The following is a 24,431-nucleotide window of genomic DNA, read 5'->3' as shown; positions in this document are numbered from 1 at the left end:
TGTTACCGCAAAGCCCCCTACAATGACCTTCTGCTGTAAAGCATCTCATCCTTGAAGTAAGACGGAGAAACTCATGGCTCAACATTTTGACTATATCTGCCTAGGCGCAGGCAGCGGCGGTATCGCCTCAGCAAACCGAGCGGCAATGCGTGGTGCTAAGGTTCTACTCATCGAAGCCAAACACGTGGGTGGCACCTGTGTAAACGTAGGTTGTGTGCCCAAAAAAGTCATGTGGTATGGCGCCCACGTTGCCGAAGCGATGAACCTTTACGCCAAAGATTATGGTTTCGACGTCACTGTTAATAAATTCGATTGGAACACTTTGGTCGAAAACCGCGAAGCCTACATTGGTCGTATTCACGATGCCTATGGCCGTGGTTTTGCCAACAACAAAGTGACGCTGTTAAATGGCTACGGCCGTTTTGTGGATGGCAACACCATCGAAGTGGACGGCGAACATTACACCGCCGATCATATCCTTATCGCCACTGGCGGCGCACCGACGATTCCGAATATTCCTGGCGCGCAATACGGTATCGATTCCGATGGTTTCTTCGCCCTGCGCGAGCAACCTAAGCGCGTTGCCGTTGTTGGCGCGGGTTATATCGCTGTTGAAGTCGCTGGCGTGTTACACGCTCTGGGCAGTGAAACTCACTTATTAGTGCGTAAACATGCGCCGCTGCGTAACTTTGACCCTATATTAGTCGATGCTCTCGTCGATGCGATGGCAACCGAAGGCCCAACATTGCACACCCATAGCGTGCCAAAAGCCGTGGTTAAAAATGCCGATGACAGCCTGACATTAAACTTAGAAAACGGTGAAAGCATTACAGTCGATTGCTTGATTTGGGCAATTGGCCGCTCACCTGCAACAGGCAATATCGGCCTAGAAAATACCGAAGTGCAATTAGATAACAAAGGCTATGTCATCACTGATGAGCAGCAAAATACGACTCACAAAGGGATTTACTGTGTCGGCGACATTATGGCGGGCGGCGTAGAGCTCACTCCTGTTGCGGTTAAAGCGGGCCGTTTGTTGTCCGAGCGTTTATTTAACGGTATGACAGATGCCAAAATGGATTACAGCCTGATCCCAACAGTTGTATTCAGCCATCCACCTATCGGCACTATGGGCTTGACCGAACCAGAGGCCCGTACTCAATACGGCGACGATAAAGTCAAAGTGTATACGTCGACGTTTACCTCAATGTACACCGCCGTTACGGCCCATCGCCAAGCCTGTAAGATGAAGCTAGTCTGCGCTGGCAAGGACGAAAAAGTCGTCGGTATTCATGGTATTGGTTTTGGTATGGACGAAATCCTTCAAGGTTTCGGCGTCGCCATGAAAATGGGGGCAACTAAGGCCGATTTCGATGCGGTCGTTGCTATCCACCCAACGGGCGCCGAAGAGTTTGTTACTATGAGGTAGAAGCGATTTTCGCTTTGATTTCATCATATTTAGGGCCAGCTTATGCTGGCCCTAATTGATCACAGATAGTATAAAACCATTAACTCTCACGCGACTTTCCTATAATCTCGACTGAGTACTTTGCATTTTAAACACCTAGCGCGGTTATCGCTGCGCCACTGTTATCGGGATGAATAGCGTAATGCTTAAAGAACTCGCGTTCGATGGTTTGTTATTTAGTCCATTAATTATCTTTATCCCCTTAGCTTTTCTGCTTTCCTGCATCACTCGCTGGGTACTCTATCAAACTGGACTCTATCACACGCTGTGGCGCGCAGCTTGGTTCGAAGTTGGGCTGTTTATCTGCTATCTGGCTTTGGTCATTTACTTGCTTGGGAGTTGATTGTTCATGGGAAAAATCTTTCGTATCAGCCTCACCCTTATTGTGGTCGCGATTGCAGGTATCGCCGGATATTGGATATGGTCGCACTACCTTTATTCTCCTTGGACCCGCGACGGCCGAGTTCGCGCCGAAATCATTACCATAGCACCAGATGTATCCGGTTGGGTAAACCAACTGAATGTAAAAGACAATCAAGTCGTTAATAAAGGTGACGTATTGTTCACAGTGGACGATACCCGCTACAAAGCCACGATTGCCGAATTGAATGCCAAAGCGGAAAGCCAAAAATTGGCATGGGAACTGGCAAAACATAAATACAAACGCCGTATCGGTTTGACCAACGCCAACTTAGTCAGCAAAGAAACCTTCGACGAAGCCTTTATCAATACCGAACTGGCAAGAACCAGTTATGAACTCGCACAGGCACAATTGAATACCGCCAAAATTGACTTAGCGCGGACGCAAATTCACGCTCCCGAAAATGGCACCCTGATCAATTTAAGCCTGCGTAATGGCAACTATGTCAGCAAAGGCAACTCGGTATTTTCGCTCGTCAAACAAGACTCTCTCTATATCACAGGGTATTTTGAAGAAACCAAAATCCCCTTGGTTCACATAGGTCAAAACGCCGATGTCAGCCTAATGAGTGGCGGCCATGTCTTGCACGGCAAAGTGGTCAGCATAGGTAAGGCGATTGCCAATACCAATGTCACCGCTAATGGGCAGTTATTGCCGCAAATCGGCCAAACCTTTAATTGGGTGAGATTGTCGCAGCGTATTCCGGTCGATATCCAGCTAGACAGCATTCCTAAGGACATAGAGCTGAGCGTCGGCATGACAGTTTCCATCCAGCTACAGACTGACAAATAGTCATTATGACGCTGTTACTTAAGAGTTTATTTTTTCCTGACCGACGAACCCTCATCTTCGCGATTAAAGGCGTGATCTCGATGGCGCTCGCCTTATATGTGGCAATGTTCTTGAATTTAGAACGGCCATATTGGGCGCTGGTGTCAGCGGTATTTTTGCAAATTCGCCCCGAAAGTGGACTCGTGATCGAAAAGGGCTTATGCCAAATTGGCGGCACCTTAGTCGGCGCACTTGCAGGGATTGCCATACTCAACGGGTTTACACCCTATCCCGAACTCGCCTTAGGATTACTCGCCTGCTGGATAGGGTTAAATTCTGGGTTGTCGGCCATGGTGCGCCAGCAAAACTTTGTCTATGCCTTTGCTATGGCGGGCATGACAGCCTGCTTGATAGTGCTCATTGTGATGGCGAGCCCGAGCACAGCCGATAGTGCAAAAATATTCGATGTGGCGCAGGCGAGGATCAGTGAAATTATCGTCGGCGCAATTTGTGCCGTCTTGGTCAGTTCGCTACTTTGGCCGACTAAGGTAAAACATGGTCTGCAACTGCATGCTAAAAACACAATTAATCAAACGCTTAACTATCTTGCATTAGAACTAGATTTACAGGGCGTACATGCGAGCCGCCATGAACATATCGACACTATTATGGAATCAGTATCGGCGCTGAGTGACGACTCCAGCGCGGTGATTTATGAAGGTCCCGAAGGTCGCGGGCAGAGCCATGCGGCGAACTTTCTCTGCAATAAAACCCTTTCGCTGTTGGCGGCAATCCAAATATTTGGCCGACTACAACGTAATCATTCCCATCTGGTCAGCGAACCGCTCGCGAAAACCTTAGCCAATATGCGCAGCAGTTTTACCCTGATGGCGCAATCCACTGATGATCAAGAATGCTACAAAATGGCGCGTACCCTAAGGTATCAACTCCAGCAAAACCTTATGCAATACCGCGACCGAAGCCCATTAGAGACTCGCTTACTCAAAGTTGCGATGGAATTAAGCGCCGATCTGATCATGGTGCTCAAGAGTTATAACGTACTGACAAGCAATTCTGCGGTACAACTCAACGCGCCGCCAATGGAATTTCACCGAGATCCACTGATAGGGTTTACGACCGGTCTACGCAGCATGGCGGTATTTGTCATTGGTGCTTCGCTGTGGATCGGCACAGGGTCGAGCGCGGTACTCATGATGATCCTGATGCCTGTGGTCTTTTCCATGATGATGGCGCGCCAGCCACTGCCGATGCTAACCACGATTTTGCGCCGTATTCTTGTTGGTATCACTATCGCTGTACCCCTCACAGTGTTTTACGCTTTACCTTTGCTGGCAGAGAGTAGCGGCGATTTCGAAATCCTCATTTTAGTGCTCGCAGGCCCCTTTTTTATTGGGCTACTCGCCTTAGCGAATCGACCGACCTTGCCCTATGGTCTCGGGATTTGCGTGCCGTTTGCGGTATTAGTACAGCCCAGTAATACCATTTCATTTGCGATAGAAAACACTGTCAGCAATGCCTTAGCGATTTTTGTTGGCGTCACTGTGCTGTATTGGTTGTTTAAATTGATTACCGAACCTAGCCAGCGTTTGATGCAATATCGTCTGCTGCAATCCATCCAAAAAGATCTAGTGCATATCGCGCAGCATAACGATCCTGAGCCTTGGTTTAACGCCCGCATGGGCGATCGACTGCTGCGGATAGCCAGTTACGAAAAAGGCTCGGGCAAGAGTTCGAGGGTATTTACCGATCTGGTGTTCACTGCACTTAATCTAGGCCATGTGTCGATTCGAATGCGACGCATGTTGCAGGGGATTTCAGATACGCACTCAGACTTAGGCTTAGAAAATGCACTCAACCTCTGGCAACACAATTTAGGTCAGGCATTTATCGCCTGCGCCCACGGCCAAGTCGCAGAAGAGTTTAACACCAGCAGCGAAGCCTTATTACAAGCGCTGGCGCAATGCCCGTTACCCCACGAACAATTCACTCTGATTACTGGGATGTTTGAACGCATCACCTTAACCTTCGAACGTACCGCCCACAGTATCGCAGAGCAGAAAAACACCTCAGCAAAATAGTCAGTTCTCAAACTATTTTCCGCCCCCAAAGCCACTCTCGTGCTGCCGCCAAAACCATTTAAATCCAATAGAAGCTTGATATTTGGCCGATAAAATGCCTTAATATAGTTAGATCACTAACTATATTGGTGATATAAATTCAATTATCAACCAAGGAGCAATTATGTCTACGGAGAACCCACCAGAGGAAAATCTTATCTCGCAAGTAGCAAGCTTTACCCGATTACACGCCAAGGAAACCATGCAGTTTATGTGTTTATGCGCAATATTAAGCACCTATCTCTTTGTCATTTTGAAACCGAGTATTATTCAAAATAACAAAGCGTTAGGAGATAAATAACCCATGAATTACCTGGCTTACGTTTCCTTAGCGATTTACTTTATCGCCATGCTTGCTATTGGCTTATTCGCCTATAAAAAATCCACCAGCGATGTGTCCGGCTATATTTTGGGCGGCCGCAAGGTGAGCCCACAGGTCACCGCACTCTCAGCGGGTGCATCTGACATGAGTGGCTGGATGCTAATGGGTCTTCCCGGCGCAATGTTTTTGGTTGGTTTCGAAACCATTTACATCGCACTTGGACTATTAATTGGTGCTCTAATTAATTACTTGGTCGTTGCACCCAAATTAAGGGTCTATACCGAAGTCGCGGATAACGCCCTTACTATCCCGGAGTTTTTTGCTAAACGCTTCGGCAATGCCAACAGCAGTATCCGAATTATCTCGGCCGTGATCATTGTGATCTTCTTTACCTTGTATACCTCAGCGGGTTTAGTGGCTGGCGGTAAGTTATTTGAGTCAGCATTTGGCCTGAACTACGACATAGGTTTAGTCGTCACCCTCGGCGTAGTGGTTTCTTATACCTTGTTGGGCGGATTCTTAGCAGTGAGCCTCACTGACTTTGTCCAAGGCTGTATCATGTTTGTCGCTTTAATCTTAGTGCCTGTGGTGGCATATCAAGAGTTTACCAGCGCTGACACTATGCTGAACTTTGCGTATCAATCGATTCCACACTTCACCGATGCCATGCAAAACGTCACTATGTTAGGGCTTATCTCAAGCTTATCTTGGGGACTCGGTTACTTTGGCCAACCGCATATTATTGTGCGCTTTATGGCAATTCGTTCAGTCGCTGACATTAAAACCGCCAGACACATAGGTATGGGCTGGATGACAGTGACCATTGTGGGTGCACTGGCAACAGGTCTTGTCGGTATCGCTTACGCCAATAAATTTGGCATGAAGCTGACCGATCCTGAAACCATCTTTATCGTGTTTTCTGAGTTGTTGTTCCATCCGATCATTAGTGGCTTCTTATTAGCCGCAATTCTGGCCGCGATCATGAGCACCATTTCATCGCAACTATTAGTGTCATCAAGCTCGCTAACGGAAGATATTTATCGCGTGATCTCGAAGAAAGAATCTAGCGAAAAAGACATGGTGAAAATGGGACGTTTTGGCGTAGCTGGCGTGGCAATTGTCGCAAGTCTACTGGCGCTTGACCGTTCTAGCAGTGTGCTGTCATTGGTGAGTAATGCATGGGCAGGATTCGGTGCCGCCTTCGGTCCGTTAGTCTTGTTTAGCTTGTATAAAGCTAACCTAACCCACAAAGCCGCGATTGCCGGCATAGTGTCAGGTGCAGCCACAGTCCTGTTTTGGATTTATGCACCAGTACTTGCTGACGGTAAAGCTTTAACCACAGTGGTGTATGAGATGATCCCCGGCTTTGCCGTGAGCAGTGTGGTGATTTGGATAGTCTCGTTACTCGATACTGATCCTTGTGCCAAAACCACTAAATTATTCCATAAGGCTGGCCGTGTTTTAGCCGAAGACAGATGAGGCGCGCAGGTATGACTGACTTACCCTGGAAACGCATTGTCGTTAAGGTAGGTAGTGCCCTGATTGCTCCACACAAACAAGGTTGCAGCAGCCACTACTTACTCGGCATTGCCCAATTTATTACTTATTGTCGTGCCCAAGGGATCCAAGTTGTCTTGGTCTCTTCGGGCTCAGTCGCTGCAGGATGGCATCACTTTGGCGAGGTTGATAAACCGAGCGTCACAGTGAAAAAAGCCATGGCTGCAGCGGGTCAGGCCGATATGATGGCCACATGGAACAAGTTATTTGATTTCCCAACCGCACAGCTACTGTTAACCCACGGTGATTTACGCAATCGAGATCGTTACATCAGTATTAAAGACACGATTTTCAGCCTACTCGAACATGGGCTATTGCCTATCATCAACGAGAACGATGCCGTCACCGCCGACAAGCTCAAAGTTGGCGATAACGATAATCTCTCGGCCATGGTCGCCGCGGCGGCCGATGCCGATACGCTGATTATCTGTTCGGATGTGAATGGGCTTTACACGCAAAACCCCCATGAATATCCCGATGCACAGCTTATTAAGCAGGTGACCGAGATTAATGCCGAGATCTACGCCATGGCGGGCGGCGCCAGCAGTGCCGTCGGTACGGGGGGAATGCGGACTAAGATACAAGCCGCCAAGAAGGCGATTTCCCACGGGATCGAAACCTTTATTATCAATGGTTTTGATGCCGACTCATTCAACCAATTGTTGAAGGGCCAAAACCCAGGAACCTTATTTACCCCCGATGAGAAGCCAATGCAGGATCACTTGCACTGGATGACACATACCTCGCAGGCTCAAGGCGAAGTCATTGTTGAAAATGACTTTAATATCGCCCTTGATATCCATAGCGAGCAATTGACCAGTGACGATGTCGTTGCCATCAATGGAGACTTTTCTGTCGGTGACACCATTTTAGTACGCAAAGACGATGGCACTAAATTGGCCAAGGCCAAATCCAATTACAGCAGTTGTTTACTTAGCTTTATTACGGACCAAGACGATCGCGAGTTTGCCAGTGAATTTCAACAAAAGACTGGACCGATCATTTCCGAGAAAAACATCGCCATTCTCGAATAAGCATCAGCCGAATAAAACTAAGCGAGTAAACATCTAAGCGGAGTAAATATGACTTTAATCAAAAACTTATCTCAAGAAGCTGCCAAGGCGGCTCTGATCCTCGCCCAAGTTGACGAACAGCTTAAAAATACTGTACTCCTCGATATGGCACGCTCATTACGTGAAAAGTCCTATGAAATCCAAAGCGCAAATTTAATCGACTTACACAGAGCAACCGCCGATAACGTCGGCCCAGCCATGCTCGACCGATTAACGCTAACGCCAGAGCGTATCGAAGCTATGGCGGTAGGCATTGAAATCATCGCCGCCTTGCCCGATCCGATTGGCAACGAACGTCATATAGGTCAACGACCTAATGGTTTATCCATCAGTAAGATGCGCGTGCCATTGGGCGTGGTTTGTATGATTTATGAAGCGCGCCCCAATGTCACCGCCGATGCGGGTGCCCTGTGCTTTAAATCCGGTAATGCCGTGATTTTGCGCGGTGGTAAAGAGGCGCTGCACACCAGCAAAATTATCGCCACCATTTTGCAAAGTGTATTGAAACAATACGGCTTGCCCGAGGCGTTAATCACAGTGGTGCCAGACCCAGATCGCGCCCTCATGCTAGAACTGCTGCAGCAACGAGATTATATCGATGTGATCATTCCCCGCGGCGGCGAAGGCTTGATTAACTTTGTGACTGACAACAGTAAAATCCCAGTGATCCAGCATTTTAAAGGCGTGTGTCATTTATACGTCGATAAAGATGCCGATCTGGATATTGCTATGGACTTACTGCTCAACGGTAAAACCCAGCGCACTGGCGTATGTAATGCCCTCGAAGCTCTATTAGTGCACCAAGAAATTGCCTCGCAATTTTTGCCTAAGGTAGCCAAAGCGCTGGCCGAGCATAAGGTTAAAATCAACGCTTGTACTCAATCCGGTGGCTACTTCGAAAACTGTACGTATATGGAAGAAGACAATTTCGGCCAAGAGTATTTAGATCTCGAAATTGCCATTCGCCAAGTCGATCACTTTGACCATGCTATCCAACATATTGCCCGTTTTGGTAGCCAGCACACCGAAGTGATTTGCACCGAAAACGAAGTCACAGCCGCACACTTCCAACGTGCGGTCGATGCTTCTGTGGTAATGGTCAATGCCTCTTCGCGCTTCTCCGACGGCAGCGAACTCGGCCTTGGAGCAGAAATCGGCATCGCGACCTCTAAGCTACATGCCTATGGCCCAATGGGACTCGAATCCTTGACCGCTGAGAAGTATTTAGTCTCAGGCACAGGCCAAGTGCGGGCGTAAACCTAAGCTGTAAATCACACTTTTAGGCTTAACAAGTCCGTTGGATTTCGATTCAATTGTAAAGATTAAAGGCCACAGTCAGTAACGACTGTGGCCTTTTTGTTGGCTAAATTGACCCTATCCACAACAGCCTGAGTTCCCAGTCAATGCCCTGAAACCGAGTTATAGTAAGGCATGCGCTAAAACCTCAGATCCCACTGCGATGACTTATCACAGCTCGCTGACAAGCTATTCGCCAATAAGTTACAACCCAGCTTAAACAATTTACACATTGAGCATATTGCATTTATTTTAAACAAACCTATCATGCGATCGATTCTCATTTGCACCTAAACACTTTATTTGCACTCAGGATCACCAATCATCATTTAATCTGAAATCGCCTGAAAGGATTGAAATACCATGCCTCCCCTATCTGTTTTAACGTCTTGGCGCTCGCCATTGATCCCTGTACTTCTCAGCACACTTACTCTGACGGTTCAAGCCAATACTGACCCTAAGCAAGATGAGAAAAAAGATACAGAACAGATAGAAAGATTGAACGTGGTAGGAACCTACACCCGCGCAGCAATGAATAGCGCCACGGGTTTGTCTATGTCACTCAAAGAAACCCCACAAAGCGTCACTTTGATTACCGAAGAGATGATCAGTGACAAAGGTTTGGTCACTATGGAGTCAGTGTTAAATCACACTCCTGGCGTGACTATGGTGGGTGATGCCTCTGAAAATAGTCAGATATTCGTGCGCGGTTATGCACTAGACAGCGGTGTTCAAATTGACGGCTTAATCACAACCTCTTCATCCCATGTTTACAGCGGCTCAATTGATCAAGGTTTAGACCCTGTGATTGCCGAACGGGTTGAAGTATTAAAAGGTGCGGCAGGGATTTTAAGTGGTTTAGGTGAACCTTCTGCCACGGTTAATTTTATTCGTAAACGTCCAACGGATGACACCCGTGCCACGGCAAGTGCAAGTTATGGCTCATGGAATACCTATAGACTTGAGGCCGATGTTTCTGGCTGGCTAACGGATTCGGGCAATGTGAAAGGTCGATTCGTGAGTGCGGTGAAGAAAGGCGACTCTTTTATCGATCGCTATCAGCGCGATACCACAGTGCTCTATGGCGTAGTTGAAACGAGTCTCGGCACAGATACTAGCTTGTCGCTGTTTGCGGACTATCAAAAATCACAAACCGACGGTGTGTATAACTGGAACTCTAATCCCGCATTTTATACCGATGGCACAGCTGTCGATTTTGGCCGCAACTACTCTAGCTCACAGGACTGGACCCATTGGGACGTGACCCAAAAAAGTCTCATGGCCGAGTTTAAACATAGATTCGATAACGACTGGTCACTCGTCAGTGCCTATCGTATTGCTAACGCCACCATAGACGCATTGGCCTTTTACCCAGGCGATTATATCGTCAAATCAACCGGCGAATTTGTTGGCCCTTGGGGCGATACCTATGCCGCCCAACATGATCGCGAGTCAGATACCAACAGTTTCAACCTGTATGCAACGGGTAACTTCGACTTACTCGGCCGTGAACATAGCGCTGTGATCGGTTTTAACTACGGTGACAACGAGTTCGATAACATCAACACTGAATCTGGACGCCAACGTCGCTATAACGTCGCGGATCAGGGCAATTACCCCAAGCCTAATATTCCTAATTCACCCACCAATGGCCAAACCAATGAGCAAAGCCAATCGGGTGTTTACGGCACTGTCCGTGTCAATGTATTGGATTCACTGAAATTAATGGTCGGTGGACGCGTAAGTAACTGGTCCTATGAAAAGCATGATCTCGTGGGTAACAGCACAGATGCGACCATGGAAAAAACCGGTATTTTCATCCCCTACTACGGCCTAGTCTACGATGTGACCGAGCAGATTGCTGTCTACGCTAGCCGTACTGAAATCTTCAAACCTGGCACCTATTTTGGTGAAGATGGCCAACTGCTCGAACCTGCAGAAGGCACAAACGTCGAAGGCGGCGTCAAGGTCGCGCTGTTCGATGACACGCTAAACATGTCAGCCGCCGTCTACGAAACCAATAAAGACAACGAACCCGAATATGCAGGTAAAGGTCAGCTACCTTCCGGTGACTCTATCTACGAAAGTGTGGATGGGATTACCACCAAGGGCTATGAGTTAGAAATAGCCGGACGTCTTACCGACTTATGGGATATCAGCGGTGGTTATACCCACAACAATGCAGAAGATAAAGATGGCCTACGTCGTCAAACTTATCTGCCCGAAGATATCTTCAAACTCACCACTAAATATAACTTTGAAGATATTCTGCCGGGCATTACTGCAGGTGCGAGCTGGCGCTGGCAGAGCAGCACCTTCTATCAAGGCACTATTTGGGGTGTCGATGGCGCGCCGAATGTGGCTTACCGCCAAACACAATCCGCCTACTCACTCGTTGACTTAATGTTTGGCTACCAAATCACACCTTCTATTTCTATGCAATTGAACATTAACAATATTTTCGACAAGAACTACAACCGTTCACTCTGGGGTTACGCCGACTTTGGCGAGCCACGTAATGCCACACTATCACTACGTTGGACGCTCTAAAACATAGCCCTAAACCGAAATAATATTAAGGATAATCAAATGAAACAAGCACTTGTAATACTCACGTTACTCGGCGGTATCGCTTTTTCGGCTCAAGCACATGAAGTATGGCTTGAGCGTAATAACGATGGTTCGGTTAAAGTGCAATTTGGCGAACCGGGTTCAGAGCAAGCTTCAGCAGAAGAGTTAGCATCGTTAAGCGCGGCGCGTATTTTCGCCGCCAATGCCAAGACACCGTTAACCGCCACAGCACAGGCCGATCATCTACTGGTCAAAACCCAAGATAGCAAGAGTGACATCAGTTTCTATGCCGATACCGCGTGGCAACCATGGAAAACCGAGACCGGATTGCAGGCCGCAATACTCTATGCCCGCACGGGACAAGAACACACAAAAGCGCTGCAAGATTTTGAATTTACGCCAGTAAAGTCAGGCGCTCCCGAGTTTGTACTTAGCTATAAAGGCGCACCACTGGTGAATCATCCAGTACAAGTTTATCGCCCCGGTTTTTGGAGCAAATCTTTCACCACCGATGCCCGAGGTAAATTCACCCTCGATACCCCAGATGCTGGCCGCTATTTGCTCGTCAGTAATCACACCACAGAAGGTAAACAAACACTCGCAGGCAACGAGGTTGATAGCGTTTTACACATCACCACCACGAGTTTTATCACTCAGTAATAATCTTATAGTGAGATGGAGTTAACGTGCGTTATTTAATGATAGGTTTATACATGCTGTGTTCTGCAGTCCACGCAAGCACAGCACCTGTAACAGTCGCCTTGCCCCAAACAGGCAGTACCAATGAACTTTTGCCACTCAGTGGCTCCATTAAATCCGCACGGGTAGCCCGCTTATCTGCACGTACCGATGGCTTAGTTGCCAAAGTACTGGTCGATGCGGGCTCTAACGTTACCGCTGGCCAGCCTTTGCTCGCACTCGATGACACCTTAGCCATACACCAATTAGCACAGCGTCAGGCCGATGTAATGGCCGCTAAGACCATGCTGGCAGAAAAGCAGCGACTCCTCACCGAAGCGCAAACACTCAGTTCTCAGCAATTATTCCCCGAAACTGAGCGCGCGATTCGCCAAGCGGCGTTAACCGAAGCCGAAGCTAATCTGCAGAGTTTAACGGCGGCATTAGCACACCAAAAAGAGGTGGTCGCCCGTCACCAACTTATCGCGCCGTTTGCGGGAGTGATTTCAAGCAAACAAACTGAAACCGGTGAATGGGTCAATGTCGGCACTGAAATCTTCACCTTAGTATCCCAAGAACAGCTCTGGCTTGATATTCAAGTCCCACAGGAAATGTTCCAAAACATAGCCACTGCAACTCAAGTCGATATTGCCGCAGATATGCTGCCTGAACAGCAGTTTATCGGCCATGTGAATGCACTCGTCCCCGTGAGCGACCACAATGCTCGCAGCTTCTTGGTGCGCTTAACCATTCCTGATGCGAGTGGACTTTTGATGCCCGGCACATCGGCCACTGCGACCTTCCACTTACAGCGGGCGCAACACAGTGTTGTCGTGCCGCAAGATGCGCTAGTCCGTCACCCCGACGGCCAGTTCAGTGTCTTTACCGTGCAAAACAACATAGCCCAACGGCATACCGTTCAAGTGGGCCATACGAGCGCCATCGGGATTGAAATCCTTAGCCCATTACCCAAAGATACGCCCGTAGTGATCCGCGGTAACGAGAGCCTACAAGACCAACAGCCAGTCTCTGTACTCAACTCTGTCATAGGAGATTAGTGGGATGCTGAAGTTTGGAATTAAACATGGCACCTTACTGTCTGTCATCGTCTTGATATTTTGCGTATTGGGCACGGCTGCCGCACTGCGTATCCCAATCCAAATGATCCCCGACTTAGATGTGCGCACCATCAGCGTGGCCACAGGTTGGCCGGGGGCTACGCCGCAAGACGTCGAGAAAGAAATTCTGCTTGAGCAGGAACGCTACCTGCGCACCCTGCCCAACTTACAACGCATGACATCTTGGGCAGATACGGGTTCGGCATGGATAGAACTCGAATTCCCCCAAAGCACTGAGATAAGCGATGCGCTTATTCGTGTTAGCAATGCGCTCAGTCAAGTGTCGTCCTACCCTGAAAACGTCGATCAACCAAGGCTTTACAGCAGTTCATATTCAGACAACGCTTTCATGTATTTCCGTCTCGTGCCTATCGCGGGGAACCCGCTGAATCTAGATATAGACATGATGCGCGATTTCGCTAACGACTTTATTCGGCCACAAATGGAGCGTGTCAAAGGCGTTTCCTCCGTCACTATTCAAGGCGGCGCCGAACGGCAAATTCAAATACGGCTCGATCCCGCCAAACTCGCCCAACGCGGCATCAGTATTATGGATGTGCGGCAAGCCATTAGAGATCGCAACAAGGACACTTCTGCGGGCGATATCGACAGTGGTAAAAAACGTTATTTACTGCGGGTAATTGGCCGTTTTGAGGATTTAAATCAACTTAAGCAACTGATTTTAAAACGCCAAGGTAATACCAATATTCTGCTGCAAGACGTTGCCGAGATAAAACTCGACCACGCCGAGATCCGAGAACTGTCCTTTGCCGAACAAGAACGTACCCTCAGCTTAGCGGTCAAGCGAGATGTCGGTTCTAACGTTATCGCCATCAAAGATGCCATGATGCCCGTGATAGCGCAGATCAATCAAAATCAACTCGCCCAGCACGCCATGCAATTAGAGTTATTCAGTGATGATGTGCGCTATGTGCAAGATTCGGTTGCAAATGTGTGGGTCAATTTAGGCCTAGGTGCCTTACTGGCAACCTTAGTGATGTATCTCTTCTTGCGCTCGAATCGAGCCACCCTGATTGGTGTTATCGGTATTCCGCTGTGTACCTTAGCCGCCTTCGTCGGACTGCTGGTATTTAATCGCACTATTAATGTCATTTCGCTGGCGGGTGTGGCCTTTGCCATAGGCATGACGGTCGATAACAGCATCGTGGTGCTCGAAAGTATTGAACAAGCGCGCAGACGCGGATTAGATCGCCTCGAAGCAGCCATCAGTGGTATCTACGATGTCTGGCCCGCAGTATTAGCCTCGACGCTCACCACAGTGCTAGTGTTTGTACCCATTCTATTTATCAAACAAGAAGCGGGGCAACTGTACTCGGATATCGCGATTGCCATCGCTTCATCTATTGTCGCTTCTATGTTGGTCGCAGTGTTCATCGTACCCGCCGCCATTGCCCGTTTTGGTTTCGGTAAGATGCACTCGGCGCAGACAAACCAAAGTGAGCAGCCCAAAGCATCACGCATATTGAGCTTAGTCAGCCAACTTGTACTGTCGGCCAAACGCCGCGCCTTTGTGATTGTGCTGTCACTCGTCTTAACGATTGGGCTAGCGGCTTGGCTGATGCCTCCGGCCGAATATTTACCCGAAGGCGAAGAACCAAAAGCCTTTACTTCTATGGTCGCACCGCCGGGTTACAACCTATCGGAAATGGCTAAAATTGCTGAAGAATTAACGACTCAGCTTTCAGCGAGAGTCAATGCCGAGGCGGCATCCTTTGAACGTGGTGAGCAAAAAATCCCGCCGCTAAAATACTATACCCTCAGTGTAGGTGTCGGCAGTATTTGGGTGATGAGCGAACCCGTTCGCAGCCAAGATATGGATGCCATGATGAGCTCACTCACCGCCTTGTTTGAGCAATATCCTGGCATGCGCGCCTATTCATCGCGGGGTTCCATTATTTCCAGCAACGATGGTGGCACCCGCGCTGTCGCCTTGGATATTTCTGGCCCAAATCAAACCAGCCTCTATCGTGCTGCCGAAGCGGCGTATCAAGCGGCGGAAAAAGTATTTGCCGAGCCGCAGCTGTATTCTGACCCTTCGACTTTGTCGCTAGACCAACCACTGTGGCAGATCTCCCCTCGCTGGCAACGTCTTGTAGAACAAGATTTTAGCGGCAGCGAGTTTGGCTATGCAGTTTCGGCACTGAGCGATGGCGCCTATGTCGATGAGTTTTTCCTCAATGATAACAAGGTGGATATCTTTCTATTTAGCCTTGCGGGCAATCAACAGAGTCTGTCGCAATTAGCGCTCGCCCCGATAGTCACGCCTAAGGGTAATGTACTGCCACTGCAAGCCTTGGCCGACATTAGCGAGCAAATGGATAGCGACAGTTTACGCCGCGTCGATGGCCGCAGAACCGTGACCCTTTACATCATTCCGCCGCGTTCCATTGCGTTGGAAACCGCTGTGGCTAAGGTGCGGGAAGAATTAGTCCCCATCCTCTATCAACAGGGTGCTGTCGGCAAAGATGTCAGTTTGGATATTTCGGGCGCAGCCGATCAGCTCGAAGCGACGAAAGCAGCACTTTCTAGCAATTTTCTGGTCGCCGTATTGATCATCTATTTGTTATTAGTCGCGATTTTTAATCACTGGGGTTATCCGTTATTTGTGCTGATCACTATCCCGCTCGGACTTGCTGGCGGTTTAGTCGGCTTACAAGCGCTTAATTATACTGGCAGCTTATTTGCGTATCTTGGCGGCCAAGGTTGGCACCAACCCTTTGATATGATTACTATGCTTGGATTTTTAATCCTACTCGGCACTGTCGTTAACAACCCGATTTTGATCGTGGAACAGAGCCGTAAAAACCTGCAATCGAGTCAGTTTAGTGTCGTTGATGCCGTCAAATCTGCCGTCGCCAGTCGATTACGACCGATTCTAATGTCTACCGCGACGACCTTGTTTGGCTTATTGCCGTTGGTGTTATTCCCCGGTGCTGGCAGCGAACTCTACCGCGGCGTTGGCATAGTGGTATTGGCAGGTCTTATCGTGGCAACGCTACTCAGCTTAACCTTTTTACCCGCCCTGTTAATCTCTGTGCTATCCCGCACCCACAAGACAAATTCAGCAGAAGTGGCACACCATAATGACTGAAAAAACCAACATGACTCCGCCGTTAACACAAAGACTGATGCGCTGGAAAACGTCAGCCATCTGGAGCGATAGCCTGCACATAGGCAATCGCTGTCTCGCAGCAACCTTTGGTGGCTATTTGTTAAGTGCGGTAGCGACTATTTTTCTCGCGCAAATCCTGCCGTTATCTCAGGTTGATCGGGTGTTAACCGCCATGATGCTGTCATTTACTGTGTACACCTGCGCTGTGCTGTGGGTCTTTAGCGTTAAATCAACGTGGCGATACTGGCTGGATTTATTCGCGCTTAGCGGTCTGCTGTATTTAGCCTACCTTGCCGCTAAGGCGTTTGATGCTACAAGTGCTCAAGGGAGTGGATTATGAAAGACTCCTTTTTTCGTTCAATGACTTGGCTACACACTTGGGTTGGATTACTCACCTGCTGGGTGTTGTTTCTGGTTTTTTTCGCCGGAACAGCGGCCTATTACCGTGCTGAAATCAACCTGTGGATGCAACCCGAAAACCACGGCAGCCAATATGATGCCAATGCGGATAATCAACAATTGATACTCAAGGGCCTCACGTCCTTGGCACAACAAGCGCCTGACGCTGAGTCATGGTGGATTTACTTACCCACACAACGGGTGCCATTACTGACCTATGCATGGAGCGATCCCGCCGCTGAAGGCCAGCGATTTGGTGATTATCATCAAGGCTTTATTAACCCTGCGACGGGTGAAGCCCTGCCTAAAGCACGGGAAAGCCGAGGGGGCGACTTTCTCTATCGACTGCATTTCGACTTGTACTACATGAGTGTGCTCACGGCGCGTTGGATTGTCGGCTTTTGCACTATGTTCATGCTGGTCGCCATCATCAGCGGGATAGTGATCCACAAACGTATTTTTAAGGATTTTTTTAGTTTTAGACCCGGCAAAGGCCCGCGCTCTTGGTTAGATGCCCATGTCGCCAGCTCAGTTCTCGCATTGCCCTTTCATCTTATGATCACTTACACCGGCCTAGTGACTTTGATGTTTATGTATATGCCATGGGGACTTAACACGCAATATGGTGATGAAACTCAAGCCTTTTATTCGCAATGGAAACCCATTTACCAAACTCCCGCCGCCACTGGCACGCCAGCCACTATGCTCGATAGTCAGAGTTTGCTCAGTGCGATTCACAGTGTCGTCGGTGAGTCGCCACTTGAAGGCTTACAGTTTGATAATCTCAACGACAGCAATGCCAGCGTAACAGTCAAAATCGCCCCTGAGCACAGCTTAAATCAGCAAGCGCCTTGGTATCACTTGTCTACTGTGACAGGTGCAGTGTTGGCGCAGTCGGCTGTGACTTCGGGAGCGAATCAAACCCAAAGTGCCATGATAGCCCTGCACAGTGGTCGCTTTGCTGGCCAAGGCCTACGTTTACTGTATTTACTGGCGGGATTAACGGGCTGCGTGATGATCGCCAGCGGCGCGATTATGTGGGCCGATAAACTGGCACAAAAGCAGCTTAAAAAAGATAAGAATCATAGCGGGCTCACGCTAGTGAACATGTTGAATCTCGCCACCTTTGCTGGCCTGCCCATTGCGCTAGCCTGTTATTTTTATGCCAATCGACTCTTACCCGTCACCTTTGCGGATAGAGAGAACTGGGAAATCCATTGTTTCTTTATCAGTTGGGCGTTAGTCGCACTGCTCGCTTGTTTCAAACGAAATAAACAAACATGGCAACGACTTTTTTTACTCACATCCTTGCTTTATGGCCTGCTACCTCTGCTCAATGCCATGACTTCGCAGTATCAGCTGATAAGCAATCTACAGCGCCAAGCCTATGTTCTCGCAGGATTTGATCTCATGATGCTCGCACTTGCAGCGCTGTTTTACATGGCAGCCAAACGCTTGCGTAGCCCTAAAAAAGTGCTGGCTACACGGGTAACCAAAGCGACGACAGAATTAGGAGTTGAATCATGACAGCCACAGGCGAATTGTTAACCTGTTTTATCGCCATGGGGCTGTTGGCCTTATCTTATTTTAGCCACCACCGCGCCGTGCGTAACCGCCCGTTAACCGATGCACAGGCACGCGGATTTCGCACCGCTGGTACTGCAACGCTCGTCCTGTGCTATTGGCTTGCCAGTCGTCATTACGGCCCAGCGTACGCCAGCGTATTACTGCTCGGCTGGGTGTGTTTAAGTTCAATCATCCTAGTGATTTTACTCAGCTACAAGCCACGCTGGTTACAGCCCATATTACCCGCCAGCACCGTAGTGTGTTTGCTCGGTTTGCTGTATTAAGTCACCATACCAAGCGCCGAATAACGTCAATCATGATCGAGGTTGGAAAGGTAGGAGATAGGTTTAGCTTGATAAAAAATCGCTGAGTGTGATGTGAAGCGGATAGCCAAACTATAATTCGATAGAATTATAGTGAAAATGCTTAAGCACTCGCATTCCAGTGACTCGCCGTGAATATATCCCTATAGGCTCGACGGCGGCATCCATGCCGCCAACGGTCACTTACATGCAAGTACTTAATCTCGACAACTCAATGCAAACCTTAAGTACGCTCTTTCAAGTTTTACAAATAGACCTAGATAATGAAGTAAAGCCCCTTACAAAGGCTTCAAATAAACCGAAAGTACCCAAGCAACTTGGTTTTTATATAAAAAAACCTTCCAGTCACCACTGGTAGTAATAACTTCAATACGCTCTCCTTTTAAAAGTGAGCCGAGTAGATATCCATTACGATTAGGCTTATCTCTAACATTGAGCTTATCTACTGTAACTTCAAATACTTGTATATTCTCAGATGTAGGTTCGCTGGTACCTTTAACCCCAGAGGATTGGATATTATTTGCTCCGTACAATGTAGACGATTTATAGCTCTGACTTGATGTTCCAACATGACAAGTTTTATTCCACGAAATGCATGAATTACCACATGGTTGGCCTTTCTTACAGTTTTTAGCATAAGTAACTGATGTCAAATTACTCATTAAAAATACTAGCACTAGCACCCATAGCCTATTCATATTTAGTTCCTTTAATGTTCTTACCTAACACCCAAAAGACATGACAAGCAAATCTCTTCGGGCCTAAATTTCATACCTGATGCCGCAGAATACTATTCCCCTCGGAGTTGCCGCAGGGCGAATGGTAAATTCGCGTGAGTCTCGCCATGGATGGCGAGCTAGCTTTCGCAGGTGCATGGACGCATCCTTCGGAAGCGATAGCAAATTTGCCAATGAGCACAAGGAGCTTTCAACTCCGTTGGGGGCGTCATGGAGCATCCAAGGAGGATAGGACGAGCAGTCCTCCTTGGTCGGGTGTGGGGTGAAGCCCCACGACTTTCTCGGCTGTAAGCCCGCAAAACTCAACGTAAATCAAATAGTGATTTACGTTGCCCCATCACACTGTGACTTACCTGCTTGATAGCAACTTGGTTGACGTGGGCATACGGCGCCGCGAGAGCAAATAAGACGGGCGTCGTTTTTGATCCCGCGTTCTATCCAGTTGATATTGAGGATTTTTGCGACGCTCACCAGATCGCTTTTAATGTGTTTGGGAATAGCGACTGAACCGCCACTGGCGACACAGGCATTCTTCAAATCGTGGGCAATAGACAGGGCATCTTTGCCTTGGGCTTCAATGGCCGGATTCAAATCGATACCGGCACAGAGGACATGCGGGTTGCCAGCCGAGTCTTCGACTTTAATCGACTCGCAGCAGTAAATGCGTGGTTCGTTGCCGACGTTTAAAATCGAAATCTGTGCCGAAGTACCGACCGTCGGCTCACTGATCATCCTAAAGACGGCCCAATGCTGACAAGGGTCTTCCACTAGTCGCATATTGCCCCAAGGCAGTGGAATACCGTTACCACGGTAAACGGCTTTGAGTTTGCCCGGAGCGTAAGCGTCGAAATAATGCCAATGGGGATAAGGAGAGACGACAGTCATACGCCGCATGGCGACTGAAGCTGACACTTGCAGTTGCTTGTGTACTTCAATCTCATAACCGTGGCGGTCGAGTAATTGGCGATAAGGCACTTTAGGACACAGCAGCGCACCGGCGAAGAAGCTCGATTCAAAATCGCGCCATGCATGCAAGATATCCTGCGCGTTCAAGGTATTGGACTGCATACCCGCCTCTTCATCCACTTCTAATTTGCGGCCTGAGATCATCACACTCTTGAGGCCGTCCTTGTTGTGCAACACGCAATGACCTATGTGCACGGCTAAATCATATTTGAGTCTGTTGGGGCGATTTTTGAGGATTTTATTTACATAAATCGTGCTCGGCGGCTCAATAAATGAGGTGACCAACTGACGCGAACTCACGCCCATTTCATCGATAACTTCCTGCGGTGTACTGTCTATCCACTTGATTTTTAATCCCATTCCCTTAGCAATATCCAGCATGTCGTCCAGAGATAAGGGCATACGTTTGAGGCCGACTTCTTCAGCGGCACGTTCAAGATCAGGGAAATGATTTTGATGGTGTTCTTGATGGGCGCGGATCAATAAATGGGCAAACTGCCGACCAGAGATCCCTGTTTGCGACAGCATCTCAGGTATCGCTATTTGTAAAATATCATTGGAAAACAAAAAACTGGGTTCGAGTGCCATACCGCTTATGCCACCACGTCGGCCCTTGTCTGGCGTAATGGCGTTTTCTTCAGGCACATCGTCTAAGAACCATTCGGCGTCTTTCTGAAAAACCGCGGCGATGACTGCCAGCATTCCTGCACTCGGCACACGCTTGCCACGTTCGATCATCGACAAATATGACACAGAGGGCGCACTTCCGGCGTCGACTCGAATGCATCGTGCCGACAAATCTTCCATCGTTAAATTATTACGTTTCCGTAGGTTACGTATTTTTGTGCCTAGGAAATGTGATTTTCTCATCAAGCTCTGGTCATTGCGCATTTTGTAAAATTCACAGTGTAAAATTTTTATTGTGAAATTGTAGTCAAAAAAAGACTAGACTACAAATCAAGCAATCAAGGAAAGGCTAATGCGAACAAGCTAAGCCATTCCAGTACAAGAAATGCTTAACCACTCACACTTAAAGTGGCTAAGCACTCAAAGCGGACAAACCAAATTGAAGACAAACTTTGATAAGCCAAAAGTTAAATCAAAACCCTGAATTTTTTTAAATTGAAAGAGTGAGAGGAACAAGCGATGAATATGTCAATTATCAAGAGCAACCAGATCCAACCGAATCTAAACAGCCTCATCGCAGAAGAAGTGCTAGCCGTGGCCCAAGTGAATGTCGCCGAGCACGAGAAGATCGCTAATGCGAAACAATTCCTCGACCGCCTCTTTCCACTTAACTCTGGTTCACACCAAGATGTAAGCAGCTATGTGGTTTACTACCAACACCTGTTGGCCTTTTTTGCCGACGGCAGCCACAGTGGTTTACGTCAGCCAAAACAGTTTGTGGCCTTTAACGGCACTAAAGATGCGCCTTGCGCCATAGTGTTACAGGACCTAGGTTGCCACGTTGAACTCAGTTTCGACCGCAGTGGCATGATAGGTGCGAGAGACGTTGCCAATCTGGAAGATATCCAAATCGGAACGTCATTAAACATGGTAGTCGGAACACCAGAGTCACGTTCTGCCGCATCGCGCCATTGGCTCAGCCTATTACATGCGGGTATGTCCAGCGCCAACGACACCCAAGATAAGTTGTTTACCGCAAAGGATGGCAGCGATTACAACTTGAAAAGTATCGTAAATTTATAATTTCACGCTTTGTAACCTCGCCATTTATTATCTAGCCAAGAAGATGAACTGAGCTCAGTTCATCTTCTTCGATTTACCCTCCTGCTTTGCCAAATCTTCTAAGAGTCAATAAAATTGATTAACTAGATAAGTTTAATTGATTTTATTGAGGATCATACACACAGCTATAATGCCCTCTTGCATCTGTCTCCATGATCAATCCCCATTGATCGCCATTTTGTATCCGTCGCTTAATGTGAAGATCTGTGGTTGGAACGATAAACCGAATCGCTCGAGCCTAAGGCGTTATGAATTCTTCATCGACATCACAGCAAGATAATAAGACTCATCGCATCGTTTTCATCTGTGCGGGTTTGTTATGCCTCGCGCCTTTTATCTCATCGCCCATGGCGCTAGTGCTCGGTTTTACCTTAGCCAGCCTTGGTTGGGTGCCAGTGCAATGGAATATCGCCGCACTCACCAAAAAACTCCTGTCTTATTCGATCATTGGCTTAGGGTTTGGGATTAACTTAAACGCGGCGATCGAGGCGAGCACCCACAACTTCGGCCTGATTGTTGGCTCAATCTTTTTCACCCTCAGCTTAGGGTTTGTGCTCACCCGCGCCCTGAAATTTGATCATGTCACGGGCCACTTAATCGCCTCTGGTACCGCTATTTGCGGTGGCAGCGCCATTGCCGCAGTCGCTCCGGCCATCAATGCGCGTAACGATCAAACCGCCACTGCATTAGCCTGCGTATTTGTGCTCAATTCAGTCGCACTGTTTTTATTCCCCGCACTTGGCCACTTGCTTAATATGAGCCAATACGATTTTGGCGTATGGAGCGCCATCGCTATCCACGATACTTCATCGGTTGTCGGCGCGGCTTCGGCCTACGGCGATGAAGCCTTAAAAACTGCAACCACCATAAAACTCGCCCGTGCCCTGTGGATTATCCCGATCGCATTGGTCAGCGCTATGTTGTTTGGTGGCGATAAGCGCAAGCTTAACCTGCCGTATTTTATCGGTTTTTATTGTTTAGCCATTGCCGTGGCCCATTGGTTGCCACAATTCCACGCTGTTTATGACACCTTATTTATGGTGTCGAAACGGGCATTAGTCCTGTGTTTGTTTTTGATTGGTGCAGGAATTACAGTGCAGAAGATGCGGGCGAGTGGCCCCAAACCTTTGTTGCTTGGGGTGATGCTGTGGGCAGCGATTGGTATCACGTCTTTAGTGTATATTCTTTATTTTCAATAGCTAAGATTTAACTCAAAGCCAATCTACTCTGCTGTCGGCTTCATTCGCCAAGCCCAGTAGAGGACGCCAACAAAGGCGGAGAATTCGATAAGTGAGCGCACGAGTCCTGTGGTTTGCGTCGAAGCGACCAAGGCAATCAGGCAAAACACGATAATCAGCCAGTTTTTCAATTGCATCTTCCTGCAAACTTAGGGGATGCTCATTATTGTTTAGAACTAAAAACTCAGCAAATATCGATTTTCAATAACAAATAGCTATAACAGCTAAGCCAATCCTGCGTTGATTAAGCCGCCTTAGGGCTTGATGCCGCTTCATTCGCAGCAAGATCTTGATTATGTTCTTGAATAAAATCTTCCATAAACCAAGCACAAAAAGTATGGCGTCCATCGACTGCCGCTTTACCGTAAATGGTCGATGCCTGTTGTCTGACGGTTTTTTCTTTAGTCTGGCGCACTTCAGCAATTTCTTTAAAACTTAAACCCTTAAGCAGTAAAAATGCCACTTGCTGCTCACTCTTAGTAAAGCCCCAAGTCTCGAATTGCTGCGACACCGCTTGGCTATATTCTTGTCTGGCAGAGCGCATTTGCGTCGACATATTGTCGATTTTTTTATCCGCATGCTCCAACCGTTTAGCCAACGCTTTCACTTCGCGGGAGCGACGAATAAGGTCATAACTTAAGTACATGGCACCAATCACAGTGAGCACTAATAACATGGCTTCCTGGGCAATATGCCATTGGGGAATGCCCAATTGAATGTCGGAAGTGATGTCAAAAAGCTTAAAGCATATGATCAAGGCCAACAGACCAATAATGACAAGATCCTTCATCGAAAAACTCCTAAATAAAAGCAAAATCAACCCATTAATTTATGGGACATATGTACCATAGACGGTTTTATGATACATGTCCCCCACGACATTCGCCCACCAATCCCTACACTAACA

At 48.0% G+C, this 24,431-nt stretch carries 21 protein-coding genes; 17 read left to right on the top strand and 4 right to left on the bottom strand.

The window, feature by feature from the left end:
* Positions 1-73 precede the first annotated feature (73 nt).
* The 15 genes from gorA to L5M28_RS13420 all read left to right on the top strand — a co-directional run bounded on the left by gorA (position 74) and on the right by L5M28_RS13420 (position 18,795).
* Entirely contained in the window at positions 74-1,429 is a 1,356-nt protein-coding gene (gene gorA / locus L5M28_RS13490; protein ID WP_263203594.1) for a glutathione-disulfide reductase, read from the top strand.
* A 181-nt stretch (positions 1,430-1,610) separates the two neighbouring features.
* Positions 1,611-1,811 (top strand): DUF1656 domain-containing protein, encoded by a 201-nt coding sequence (locus L5M28_RS13485; RefSeq protein WP_263167949.1) that lies wholly within the window; start codon positions 1,611-1,613, stop codon positions 1,809-1,811.
* A gap of 6 nt (positions 1,812-1,817) precedes the next feature.
* The gene (locus L5M28_RS13480; protein WP_263203593.1) at positions 1,818-2,681 is read left to right on the top strand and encodes an HlyD family secretion protein; all 864 of its coding nucleotides are present in this window, start codon (positions 1,818-1,820) and stop codon (positions 2,679-2,681) included.
* A 5-nt stretch (positions 2,682-2,686) separates the two neighbouring features.
* Positions 2,687-4,759 carry an FUSC family protein gene (locus tag L5M28_RS13475; RefSeq protein WP_263203592.1) on the top strand — a complete coding sequence of 691 codons (2,073 nt, stop codon included), beginning with the start codon at positions 2,687-2,689 and terminating at the stop codon, positions 4,757-4,759.
* Between the two features lie 163 nt (positions 4,760-4,922).
* Positions 4,923-5,099, top strand: a complete 177-nt coding sequence (locus L5M28_RS13470) for a hypothetical protein (RefSeq protein ID WP_168826181.1) — start codon at positions 4,923-4,925, stop codon at positions 5,097-5,099.
* A gap of 3 nt (positions 5,100-5,102) precedes the next feature.
* Positions 5,103-6,599 (top strand): sodium/proline symporter PutP, encoded by a 1,497-nt coding sequence (gene putP, locus L5M28_RS13465; RefSeq protein ID WP_168826179.1) that lies wholly within the window; start codon positions 5,103-5,105, stop codon positions 6,597-6,599.
* An 11-nt stretch (positions 6,600-6,610) separates the two neighbouring features.
* Complete coding sequence (gene proB / locus L5M28_RS13460; RefSeq protein WP_105250714.1) at positions 6,611-7,711, top strand: glutamate 5-kinase; 1,101 nt, start codon at positions 6,611-6,613, stop codon at positions 7,709-7,711.
* A 48-nt stretch (positions 7,712-7,759) separates the two neighbouring features.
* Entirely contained in the window at positions 7,760-9,007 is a 1,248-nt protein-coding gene (locus tag L5M28_RS13455; protein ID WP_263203591.1) for a glutamate-5-semialdehyde dehydrogenase, read from the top strand.
* Between the two features lie 402 nt (positions 9,008-9,409).
* Positions 9,410-11,596, top strand: coding sequence for a TonB-dependent siderophore receptor (locus L5M28_RS13450; RefSeq protein WP_263203590.1), 2,187 nt, complete (start codon positions 9,410-9,412; stop codon positions 11,594-11,596).
* A gap of 39 nt (positions 11,597-11,635) precedes the next feature.
* A complete protein-coding gene (locus tag L5M28_RS13445) occupies positions 11,636-12,277 on the top strand; it encodes a DUF4198 domain-containing protein (protein WP_263203588.1) in 642 nt (213 codons plus the stop codon).
* Between the two features lie 26 nt (positions 12,278-12,303).
* The gene (locus L5M28_RS13440) at positions 12,304-13,353 is read left to right on the top strand and encodes an efflux RND transporter periplasmic adaptor subunit (protein WP_263203587.1); all 1,050 of its coding nucleotides are present in this window, start codon (positions 12,304-12,306) and stop codon (positions 13,351-13,353) included.
* 4 nt (positions 13,354-13,357) lie between these two features.
* Entirely contained in the window at positions 13,358-16,525 is a 3,168-nt protein-coding gene (locus L5M28_RS13435; protein ID WP_263203586.1) for an efflux RND transporter permease subunit, read from the top strand.
* The gene (locus L5M28_RS13430) at positions 16,518-16,886 is read left to right on the top strand and encodes a hypothetical protein (protein ID WP_263203585.1); all 369 of its coding nucleotides are present in this window, start codon (positions 16,518-16,520) and stop codon (positions 16,884-16,886) included. The genes L5M28_RS13435 and L5M28_RS13430 overlap by 8 nt, the downstream gene beginning before the upstream one ends.
* Positions 16,883-18,472, top strand: a complete 1,590-nt coding sequence (locus L5M28_RS13425) for a PepSY-associated TM helix domain-containing protein (protein ID WP_263203584.1) — start codon at positions 16,883-16,885, stop codon at positions 18,470-18,472. Before L5M28_RS13430 ends, L5M28_RS13425 begins: the two co-directional genes overlap by 4 nt.
* Entirely contained in the window at positions 18,469-18,795 is a 327-nt protein-coding gene (locus L5M28_RS13420; RefSeq protein ID WP_259510925.1) for a DUF3325 domain-containing protein, read from the top strand. The genes L5M28_RS13425 and L5M28_RS13420 overlap by 4 nt, the downstream gene beginning before the upstream one ends.
* A gap of 317 nt (positions 18,796-19,112) precedes the next feature.
* On the opposite strand, the gene L5M28_RS13415 is transcribed toward L5M28_RS13420, so the two are convergent.
* Positions 19,113-19,532 (bottom strand): SH3 domain-containing protein, encoded by a 420-nt coding sequence (locus L5M28_RS13415; RefSeq protein ID WP_105250723.1) that lies wholly within the window; start codon positions 19,530-19,532, stop codon positions 19,113-19,115.
* A 363-nt stretch (positions 19,533-19,895) separates the two neighbouring features.
* Positions 19,896-21,428 (bottom strand): DUF3612 domain-containing protein, encoded by a 1,533-nt coding sequence (locus tag L5M28_RS13410; RefSeq protein WP_263203582.1) that lies wholly within the window; start codon positions 21,426-21,428, stop codon positions 19,896-19,898.
* Positions 21,429-21,683: 255 nt separating this feature from the next.
* Between L5M28_RS13410 and L5M28_RS13405 the strand changes: the two genes are divergently transcribed.
* Complete coding sequence (locus L5M28_RS13405; RefSeq protein WP_011845404.1) at positions 21,684-22,247, top strand: malate synthase; 564 nt, start codon at positions 21,684-21,686, stop codon at positions 22,245-22,247.
* Positions 22,248-22,534: 287 nt separating this feature from the next.
* Entirely contained in the window at positions 22,535-23,485 is a 951-nt protein-coding gene (locus tag L5M28_RS13400; protein WP_106648891.1) for a YeiH family protein, read from the top strand.
* Between the two features lie 23 nt (positions 23,486-23,508).
* Here the strand turns inward: L5M28_RS13400 and L5M28_RS13395 are convergent, their stop codons facing one another.
* Positions 23,509-23,655: a hypothetical protein gene (locus L5M28_RS13395; RefSeq protein ID WP_105253023.1), complete on the bottom strand. Its 147-nt coding sequence runs from the start codon at positions 23,653-23,655 to the stop codon at positions 23,509-23,511.
* A 113-nt stretch (positions 23,656-23,768) separates the two neighbouring features.
* Positions 23,769-24,314, bottom strand: coding sequence for a helix-turn-helix transcriptional regulator (locus L5M28_RS13390; RefSeq protein ID WP_105250726.1), 546 nt, complete (start codon positions 24,312-24,314; stop codon positions 23,769-23,771).
* Positions 24,315-24,431 lie beyond the last annotated feature (117 nt).

Source organism: Shewanella sp. SW32, assembly GCF_025653365.1.
GTDB classification, from domain to species: Bacteria; Pseudomonadota; Gammaproteobacteria; order Enterobacterales; family Shewanellaceae; genus Shewanella; species Shewanella oncorhynchi.
The sequence above is the reverse complement of the archived record's forward strand: the minus strand, read 5'-3'. Positions and strand labels throughout refer to the sequence as shown.